Here is an 8,882-nt window from a genome sequence, read left to right on the forward strand (position 1 = left end):
GATGACCGCCTGGGTGCGGTTCTTGACCCCGAGTTTGCGGAAAATCGCGGTGATATGGGCCTTGATGGTCGCCTCGGAAACGTTGAGCTCCCAGGCGATCTGTTTGTTGAGGCTGCCATCCCGCAACATGATGAGCACCTTGTATTGCTGGGGGGTGAGGCTGGCCAGCTTGGTGGCGAAATCGGGCCCTTCGCTGGGCTCGGGATGGAGGGAGATCCCCTCGGGCACCCAGTTGTCCCCCCCGATCACCGTATTGAGGGCGCTGACCAGCTCTTTCATGGGGACGGACTTGGGAATGAAACCGAGCGCGCCCAGGCGCAGCACCTGCTGGATGATGGCGGGATCCTCGGAGGCCGAGACCACGACGATGGGGAGATCCGGGTGATGTCCGCGCAGATAGGCCAACCCCTCGAAGCCGTTGGCCCCCGGCATCTTGAGATCCAGCAGCAGCAGGTCGACGTCGGGATGTTCATCGAGCAGGTGGCTCAGGCTGTCGATGGAGTCAGCCTCCAGCAATCTGGCGTCGTCGATGGCCATGTGCACCGCTTGATAGAGGGCGCCCCGAAACAGGGGGTGGTCATCTGCGATGACGATGGTAAATTGGCTGTCCATAGCTCACATTGTTGCTAACCGATTGTTTTGAAAAATCAAACTAGCACTGCTACCCAAGTGGGTCAAACCCGCCAGTACGCAAATGTGAGGTGGTCATCGGATGTCGTGCCACGGGGCCGGCGGGATGGCCAGTAAACAACCCATGCAGGAGGCAATCGATGGGATCCCTGGTTTTGACGGTGGGCACGGGCTCCACCTGGGCAATGAGAACGGCGCTGGTGCTGGCCATGAGCGGGCTCAAGTGGCAGGAGCAGGTCTTCGATCTGGAAGATGCCAAGGAGCTGCAACGGCTCAAGCGCACGGCCCCCGCCGGCCTGGTGCCCTGGCTCGACGACGGTGAGCTGCGTATTCACGACTCTCTGGCCATCGCCGAATATCTCCACGAGTGTTGCCCGGAGCGCCACCTTTATCCGGTGGACAAGGCCGAACGGGCCCTGGCCCGCAGCCTGTGCGCCGAGCTGCACGCCGGTTTTCGTCAGATCCGCACCCTGCTGCCCTTCTTCCTGGGGGCGTCCACCCAGAGTGAACCGCCGGTGGAGGTCATCGACGAGCTGGCCCGGTTGCAGACTCTCTGGTCCCAGGCGCGGGGGCCCTTCTATTTCGACGAGGCGAGCATTCTGGATGCCTTCTATGCGGTGATGGCCTATCGACTGGCAAGCTATGGCATTTCGCTGCCCGGTCAGGCTGGCGCCTATCAGCAGGCCTTGCTGGCCTGGCCCCTGTGGCAGGAAACCCTGCTCAGGGCGAGGTTGCAGTGGCCAAAGGCGGCCCGCCAGTCTGATTGATGTGGGCGTCGGCAAGACAAAAAAGGGGAGCCATCGGCTCCCCTTTTTATTCAGGCCAGGTCGCTATTTCTGCCGACCCGCGAAGACCACGACCACTTTGTCTTCTCCTTTCTCCCGCACGAAGCCATAGGGGACATCGGAAATCTTCTTGTGGCTGCCCGCCGCGATGGCAGGGTGGGCGGCACGGAACTGGCCGAGCCGTTGCCAGTGCTTGACCAGCTCCGCCTTCTCGCCACTCGCCAGCTCCTGCCAGTTCATGTCCGAGCGCACGCTCTGATCGAACACGCCGCCATCCTTGGCCAGTCCCCGGCCGGACTCGTCGCCATAGTAGATCTGGATGCCCCCCGGCAGCAGCATGAAGCTGTTGGCCACCCGCCGTTGCAGCGCCACGTCCTGATAGTCGCCGAAGAAGAGCTTGGTGTCGTGGGAGCTGATGTAGCTCAGCACGTTGAACTCGGGATCCTGGTTGATGCGGCTGGCGTAGCTCGCATAGGTGGGCTCTGCCCCCGCCATGCACTGGGCCTGGGGCAGGGCGAATTCACGCTGGTAGTCGAAGTTGATCAGGGAATCGAAGCCGTGCTGGTACCAGAAGTCCTTGGCGACCCCGTGATCCCACACCTCGCCCACCATGTAGAAGGGAAGGTCATCGAGGGCCTTGCCCGGGTTGGCGGCCTTCCACTCCTTGAGCGCGTCGGTGCCCGCCTGCTTGAGCCTGGCCCAGACCGCGGGCTCCAGGTGTTTGACGGTGTCGGCACGGAAGCCGTCGATGCCGAAGCGGCGCACCCAGTCGGTGTGCCAGGCAATGAGGTAATCGCTCACGGTGGCGTTGGGCAGGGCCTTGGCCCTGGTGTCTTTTTTGGCAGCGAGCAGCGGTGGCAGCCCCACCGATCTGGTGGATTCGGTCAGGAAGTCCGGCAATCCCGCCACCGAGCCGGTGACGTCGTCGGTGCCGGGTTGTGGGTAGCCGGGCAGACCTGCGCGCACCCAGTCAGGGCCCCACCACTTGTCCCAGTGGGATGACTGGTAGTCGATGAACTGGTTGTAGCCATGCCAGTTGAGGCCGCCGCTCGGGCGCCATTCGTTCCAGCGACTCGGCAGCTTGCCGGTGTTCTGGGTGAGATCGGTGAGCCCCAGATCCTGCAAGTCGGCGAGGGTGGCGTAGCCTGCGTGGTTCATCACCACGTCGAGGATGATCCGCATGCCGCGCTTGTGGGCCTCGTCCACCAGAGTTTTCAGGCTCTCTTCGTCGCCGTAGTTGGGGTCGATTTTGGTGAAGTCGAGCGCCCAGTAGCCGTGGTAGGCGTAGAAGGGGAAGTTCCCCTGTTCGCCACCGCCGATGAAGCCGTGGACCTGTTCCACCATGGGGGTGATCCAGATGGCGTTGATGCCGAGTTGCTTGATGTAGTCGAGCTTCTCGGTCAGCCCCTTGAAGTCACCGCCATGCCAGGTGGCCACTTCGTCCTGACCATCCTTCTGACGACCGAAGCTGTGATCATTGGCGGGATCGCCGTTGTGGAAGCGGTCGGTCAGCAGAAAATAGACGCTCGCCTGATCCCAGCTGAAGGGAGCAGGCTTGGCGGCCTTGACCGGTTCGAGCAGCAGCAGGCCGCCGCTCTCCTTGCTCGGTGTCAGGGTGATTTTGCCGCCTTTGACCACGGCTTCCTGTCCCGAGTAGGCATCCCGCAACCGGGTGCCGTCGGGCCAGACTCCCTTGAGTGATGTCGTGACCGGGCCGCCATCCCAGCTGATGCAGGGCTCTTCCGGAGGCTGGCGTTTGAACTCGCTCTTTTTGGTTGCCCGCAACACCTTGAGGCTGGGGGTATCGGGGTTGAAGGTGAACTCGTAGTCCCCCGCCAGCATCACCCTCAGATTGAAGTCTGTCCCCTTGCTGCACTTGTCCATGGGCTGGGCGGTGCCGAAGGGAAGGGGCCTGGCCTCGGTTGGCCCGAAGCTGGTGCCGCAACTGTTGCCCGCATCGCTGATGCGGATCTGGTGGCTCCCCCTGTCCAGTCTGTGGGTCAGGGTGACGGTGCCCTTGTCCAGCGTCAGCGCCTCGGCTACCGGTTTGCCATCCACATGGAGATAGACCTCGGGGGCGGCCATCGCCTGACCGATGAACAGCGGTGTGGCGAGCACGGCCAGCCACAGGGGTGATAGGCGAAGAGCGGGGCGCGAAGAGAGACGCATAAGCCATTCCTTGAGCAGAGTGTGAGGAGCAGGGTCCGTTGAGGCACTCATTCTAGGGCGCGCTGGGGCAGGCTTGGACCGGTAAAATACCGATTTGTGACGTCAGTTCAAATGGTTACGTTTTCAAGAATGGAAAAGTGTGAACCGGGTGTCGCGGCCATGAAAAAAGCCGGTCAGTTGACCGGCTTGTAGGCATTCGGGGTGGCGTCACACGGTGAAGAACTTGAAGTTGACGAAGGCCACCGCGATGAAGGAGGCAACCATGCCGCTGATGCAGAGCACCGCAGGGCGGATGGCAGGCCAGCGATGGGCCAGCAGCACGATGGCCAGCAGGGTCGGATAGAGGCCGAACATGTAGCGGGGCATGGCGTTGAGTCCGGTCATCAGGGGGATGGTGCAGCAGATGAACATCAGGGTCGCTTCGGCCCAGCGTTTCTGGCTGAACAGGTAGCCATTCAGGCACCAGCCGAAGATCACCATGATGGAGAGATAGGCCTTGCGTCCCCCCAGCTCGAAGCCGCTCAGCCACCAGTCCAGGGGGCTGTCCATATAGCGGCCCCAGGCCACCTGGATGTGCTTGAAGGCCAGGGCATCCCCGGTGAGGTGATAGAGATAGACCATGTAGGAGAAGAGGCCGAGAGGAATGAGCCAGAGGGTGAACACCACCTTGAAGGCCCGCTCGGTGAAGCGGAAGAACTCGCGCCAGCCGTAGGCCTGCAGGGCCAGGATCAGCACCGGGAACACCATCATCACCCCCAGGTTGCGGGTGGCGGAGATGAAAATGCCGAGGAAGGCGACCATGAGCCACTGTTCGCGGTAGGCGAACAGGAACATTCCCAGCATCAGCGCCATGAACATGGGCTCGGTATAGCCGGAGACGAAATAGGCGGAGAAGGGGGAGAAGGCCAGCAGCCAGACCCCGAAGCGGGCGGTGTCGTCCCCCAGCTTGAGCTGGCGCAGCACCAGCAGCATCAGGGGCAGGCTGATGAAGAAGGCGATGTTGGCCACCAGCATCAGGCCGATGAGGCTCTCCATGTCAAACAGGCTGGAGAGACCGCCGGCCAGCATGGGATAGAGGGGCATGAAGGCCCAGTTCGCCGCATTGCCCTTGCTCAACCAGCGCGGATAGAGGTCGTAGCCATTCTCGATGATGCGCTGGAACCAGACGCAGTCGAACTGGCAGTAGGCCTGCAGCGGCCCGATGTCGGTGGCGCCATAGAGCTGGACGCCGAAATAGCCCATGCCATAGAGCGCCACCCGGCTCAGCACGAAGGCGGCGACGATCATCAGCCAGTCGCGGCCGCTGATGCGCAGTGACGGGCGATAGGGGAGTGCAGCCCCGGTTGACGGGGCGGTATTGGTCATATCATTCATCAGGCAAAAACCCAGATACGGGAGAGAACGTAGGTGAGCACGGTGACGGTCAGGGTGGCGATCACCACCGGCAACAGGCCGGAGAGACCGGCAAACAGCAAACCGCTCAGGATGAGGTTACGTACCGCCAGCGAGAAGAGGGCAACCAGCAGGAACTTGCTGGCGGCACCTTGTTTCTGGAAGGTGATGTAGCGATGGCCGAAGAACGAGAACCAGAACGCCACGGCAAAGGCCAGGGTCGTGACCAGGTGCTCGGAGATGGCCGGCCAGGTATGAAACAGGGCGATGGAGGTACCCAGATCGACGAGGGTGGCCCCCCCGCCGACAAAACCGAAGCGAACCAGCCGCCAGAATTCCTCGCGGGAGATCATTGAGACGCCTGCTCCTGCTGATCATCAGCGGCTTTCGCGGCGGCCTTCTTGCCAGCGCTCTTCTTGCTGGCGGTGGGCACTTCCTGCTTCTGCTCTTCATCCTGCTTGGCGTACTGGCCGTAGACCCCTTCGATGAGGTAGACGGGGCGCTGTTTCACCTCGACGAACATGCGGCCGATGTACTCGCCGATGATGCCCAGCGACAGCAGCTGGATGCCGCCGAGGAACAGCATGACCGACATCAGGGAGGCGTAACCGGGCACGTCGATGCCGAAGAAGAGCACCTGGGTGATGATCTTGAGGATATAGAGGAAGGCGATGAAGGAGACACCGACCCCGATGTAGCTCCACACCCGCAGCGGCCAGCTGGAGAAGCTCATCAGGCCGTCAAGGGCGAAGTTCCACAGCTTCCAGTAGTTGAACTTGGTTTCGCCGGCATGGCGGGCCGGGCGCTCGTAGGGAACGCCGACGGCGCGAAAACCGGCCCAGGCGAACAGCCCCTTCATGAAGCGGTTGCGCTCCGGCAACTGCTTGATGGCTTCGACCACCTTGCGATCGATGAGGCGGAAGTCACCGGCGTTCTCCGGCAGCTTGGTGCTGGTGGAGAGGGCGTTGAAGAAGCGGTAGAAGCCACCGGCGGTCAGGCGTTTCATCGGGGTATCGGCGCTGCGATCCACCCGGATGCCGTAGACGGTGTCATAGTCGCCGGTCTGCCACAGCTTGACGAACTCCAGAATGAGAGAGGGGGGATCCTGCAGGTCCACGTCCATGGGGACGATGGCGTCGCCCTTGGCCTGGTGCAGGCCGGCGGTCATGGCCGCTTCCTTGCCGAAGTTGCGGGCCAGGTTGACCAGGGTCACACGGGGATCCCGGGCGATGGCCTGCTCGACCACCTCACGGGTGCGGTCACGGCTGCCATCGTTGACGAACACGATTTCAAGCTGGTCTTTGAGCGGGGCCAGTTCGGTATCTATCGCGCTGATGAAGGCGTCTATGCTCTCTTCCTCGTTGTAAACGGGAACGACCAGAGAGAGTCGAAAATCGGCACGGGACATGGGAACTTCCTTATTGAAAGAATTATTTTACGGAACAGATACTTGGGGCATTCCGCTTCACTGAGCCACGGTCAGTCGCACGGACTGGACGTTGAGCGGTGTCGGGGCGGAGAGCGCCAGGAAGTTGGGACGCTTGGGATCGGCGGTCAGGGAGTCGCCCGGCAGGCTGAGGCGGATCTCGTTGATGCCCGCTTTGGCCAGCTTGACCGTGGTGGTGAAATCATGACCCAGCGCCACCTTGAGCAGGGCGCCAGCCTGAGGGCTGTTGATCCTGGCCTGGATGGTGAGCTGCTCCGGCTGGGCCTGCTGCTTGGGCAGCACGAAATAGAGACCGCCCTGACCGCTCAGCTCGGTGCCTTGCTCGCTGGGCTTCTTGGCCCAGCCTTCGCTTGAGAGGAAGCGGCTCGGCTTGGTCAGGTTGAGTTCGTTGCCGGGCTGGTAGGTCATGCTGGAGTTGTGCTCCCAGAAACGGGTCTTGCCTTCCAGGTAATAGAGCTTGTAAGCCAGGCTCACGTTGGGGTGAGCGGCCAGATAGAGGGTATAAAGGTAGAAACCGCTCAGTGCCAGGATGGCAGCCAGAAAACCGAACTTTTTGTAGGTCATATTACTCACTCGACGCCCGACAGATTGATAGGCAGATTTCGCGCATATGCTAATCCAATTGCAAAAAAAGCATAGTGGATCACAAAAATATATTTGCTCACATATTAACCCTCAATCACCCTGCTTACCAAGGGGCTTTAGGGTCGTTTGCTTCCTCTTCTTGATTGTGGCTTTTTCGGCGCCAACCTGTCTGCCGCCACCTGGGGCGCATCAGGCAAACGGCTGATATTGTGCTTTGTTGTGGCAGGATCTGTCGCCATTTCACCCGGGCAGAATTAAGATGGCCTGTCCCGTCGTCAAGGATGACCCATGAGACTCTTCTCTCTGTGTGTGCTCTGCTGTCTGCCCCTCCAACCGTTGTGGGCGCAATCGTTCTGCTCCTCCCCCCTTCGCGTCGGTTTCGATGACTGGCCCCCATACCACTATTACCAGCAAGAGGGCGCACGTCGGGAACTGCGTGGATTTGCGGTCGACTACCTCAATGCCGTGTCGAATCGGCTGGGTTGTCGTCTGGTCTATGTGGAGCGTCCCTGGAAGCGGGGGTTGCACGATCTTGAGCGGGGTCGGCTGGACATCGTGATGGAGGCGTATTTTGCTGATGAGAGGGCGCGTTATGCCTGGTTCTCCATCCCCTACAACCCGGGCCGGACATCGCTCTGGGTACGCAAATCCGGTACCGGTGAGGAGTCGGATCTGGCGAGTTGGCTGGCCCACGGGCATCGCCTCGGTGTGACCAGGGACTACTATTACGGCCCGGAAATCACCAAGGTTCTGCAGCGATACCGCAACCAGGTGAGCGAGGTCAACGATGTGCAAAACTATCGCAAGCTGCTGCTTGGGCGGATAGACGGTTTTCTCGGGGATAGTCTGGCCACGCCCTGGGGTCTGAAAAGAGAGGGGCTGTCGGATGCGGTCGTCCCCCACACCATGGCGATCCATGAGACGCCCACCTTTTTCATGTTGAGCAAGAAGACCCTGTCCGGGGAATTCGTGGAGCGGTTCAACGAGGCGATAGTGGCCGTCGGTGACAGCGGGGAGCAGGAACTCATCTGGCGTCGTTACACCTCCGTCCGCTAGCAAAGTCGCCAGCATTCACGCATCATGGGGACCTGACCGTCGCGCCTGACAGGCCGAAATGAACCGATTTGAGGCAAGCGTGGTAAGAAGCATGGGTAAGAAGTATTGGTTGGCATTGGCGAATCTCATCTGGCTGGGCTGCTGGCCGGCCAGCATGGTTCATGCCAGCACGGAACAGGCGGTAGTGGCCAGTCCCAGCATTCAGCATGACTGGTATCAGAACGAGGTGGCCGAGCAGGCTCGTCATGAGCTTGAACAGCAGTTGCAGGAAGCGGTGCTGGCCCAGCTGCATCCGGATTTCTACCGCCTCTGGCAGCAGTTGCAAAAGACCCCGGCGGATCGACGCGGTGCCCTCTACGATGAGGCCTTTGGCAAGCTGGCCCGGTTCCAGCAGGCCTGGCGAGGGATGGATCTGGTCGCGCGCGAACAGATGCAGACCCTCAAGCTGGATCTGAACCGCCCCCTGGCCCATGCTCCCCAGGGAGACAATCTGCTGGAGCAGGTCAGGCAACTCAGGCCACAGGTGGCGGAATACGACGCCGTGCGCGAAGAAGTGCGCAAGCTGCTGGCCATGCCCATGGCCAAGCACTGGCCCACCCTCTCCATGCCGACCCTGCGGGCCGGGGAGAGCTCGACCGAGCTCGGCCAGATCCGCTCCATCCTGAACGAACTGGGGGACAGTGCCCCGACTCACCAGGACAGCCTCTACGATCCCGAGACCGAGCAGGCCATCAAGCAGTTCCAGCGCCGCCACGGTCTGACGGCCGACGGCATCATCGGCCGTCAGACCCGCAGCTGGCTCAATACCGGCCCCGAGG

9 protein-coding genes are annotated in these 8,882 nt (G+C 61.5%); 3 read left to right on the plus strand and 6 right to left on the minus strand.

From position 1 onward, the window contains the following. Positions 1–612 (minus strand): response regulator transcription factor (locus AACR77_RS06760; RefSeq protein ID WP_042880528.1); only part of this gene is annotated, 612 nt, incomplete at its 3' end. A 158-nt stretch (positions 613–770) separates the two neighbouring features. Here AACR77_RS06760 and AACR77_RS06765 point away from each other — a divergent pair. Beyond that, positions 771–1,397 (plus strand): glutathione S-transferase, encoded by a 627-nt coding sequence (locus AACR77_RS06765; RefSeq protein ID WP_042880530.1) that lies wholly within the window; start codon positions 771–773, stop codon positions 1,395–1,397. 63 nt (positions 1,398–1,460) lie between these two features. On the opposite strand, the gene AACR77_RS06770 is transcribed toward AACR77_RS06765, so the two are convergent. The 5 genes from AACR77_RS06770 to AACR77_RS06790 all read right to left on the minus strand — a co-directional run bounded on the left by AACR77_RS06770 (position 1,461) and on the right by AACR77_RS06790 (position 6,987). After that, the gene (locus AACR77_RS06770; protein WP_042880532.1) at positions 1,461–3,584 is read right to left on the minus strand and encodes an alpha-amylase; all 2,124 of its coding nucleotides are present in this window, start codon (positions 3,582–3,584) and stop codon (positions 1,461–1,463) included. Between the two features lie 207 nt (positions 3,585–3,791). Then, a complete protein-coding gene (locus AACR77_RS06775) occupies positions 3,792–4,958 on the minus strand; it encodes a membrane protein (protein ID WP_029313951.1) in 1,167 nt (388 codons plus the stop codon). Then, positions 4,958–5,329: a GtrA family protein gene (locus AACR77_RS06780; RefSeq protein ID WP_010673439.1), complete on the minus strand. Its 372-nt coding sequence runs from the start codon at positions 5,327–5,329 to the stop codon at positions 4,958–4,960. The genes AACR77_RS06775 and AACR77_RS06780 overlap by 1 nt, the downstream gene beginning before the upstream one ends. After that, a complete protein-coding gene (locus AACR77_RS06785) occupies positions 5,326–6,384 on the minus strand; it encodes a glycosyltransferase family 2 protein (protein WP_041213382.1) in 1,059 nt (352 codons plus the stop codon). Before AACR77_RS06785 ends, AACR77_RS06780 begins: the two co-directional genes overlap by 4 nt. Before the next feature lie 57 nt (positions 6,385–6,441). Beyond that, positions 6,442–6,987 carry a hypothetical protein gene (locus tag AACR77_RS06790; RefSeq protein WP_010673441.1) on the minus strand — a complete coding sequence of 182 codons (546 nt, stop codon included), beginning with the start codon at positions 6,985–6,987 and terminating at the stop codon, positions 6,442–6,444. A 309-nt stretch (positions 6,988–7,296) separates the two neighbouring features. On the opposite strand from AACR77_RS06790, the gene AACR77_RS06795 reads away from it, so the two are divergent. Continuing rightward, complete coding sequence (locus tag AACR77_RS06795; RefSeq protein ID WP_010673442.1) at positions 7,297–8,064, plus strand: substrate-binding periplasmic protein; 768 nt, start codon at positions 7,297–7,299, stop codon at positions 8,062–8,064. A 91-nt stretch (positions 8,065–8,155) separates the two neighbouring features. Further along, a partial coding sequence (locus AACR77_RS06800) for a peptidoglycan-binding protein (RefSeq protein ID WP_042880534.1) occupies positions 8,156–8,882 on the plus strand: 727 nt, incomplete at its 3' end.

Source organism: Aeromonas sp. ZOR0002, from assembly GCF_963866995.1.
Lineage (GTDB): Bacteria > Pseudomonadota > Gammaproteobacteria > Enterobacterales > Aeromonadaceae > Aeromonas > Aeromonas caviae.

Bases quoted from the DNA above. Each gene is read 5' to 3' on its own strand.
- AACR77_RS06795 (WP_010673442.1), top strand. From the start codon at position 7,297: ATGAGACTCTTCTCTCTGTGTGTGCTCTGCTGTCTGCCCCTCCAACCG.
- AACR77_RS06775 (WP_029313951.1), bottom strand. From the start codon at position 4,958: ATGAATGATATGACCAATACCGCCCCGTCAACCGGGGCTGCACTCCCC.
- AACR77_RS06765 (WP_042880530.1), top strand. From the start codon at position 771: ATGGGATCCCTGGTTTTGACGGTGGGCACGGGCTCCACCTGGGCAATG.
- AACR77_RS06790 (WP_010673441.1), bottom strand. From the start codon at position 6,987: ATGACCTACAAAAAGTTCGGTTTTCTGGCTGCCATCCTGGCACTGAGC.
- AACR77_RS06785 (WP_041213382.1), bottom strand. From the start codon at position 6,384: ATGTCCCGTGCCGATTTTCGACTCTCTCTGGTCGTTCCCGTTTACAAC.
- AACR77_RS06780 (WP_010673439.1), bottom strand. From the start codon at position 5,329: ATGATCTCCCGCGAGGAATTCTGGCGGCTGGTTCGCTTCGGTTTTGTC.
- AACR77_RS06770 (WP_042880532.1), bottom strand. From the start codon at position 3,584: ATGCGTCTCTCTTCGCGCCCCGCTCTTCGCCTATCACCCCTGTGGCTG.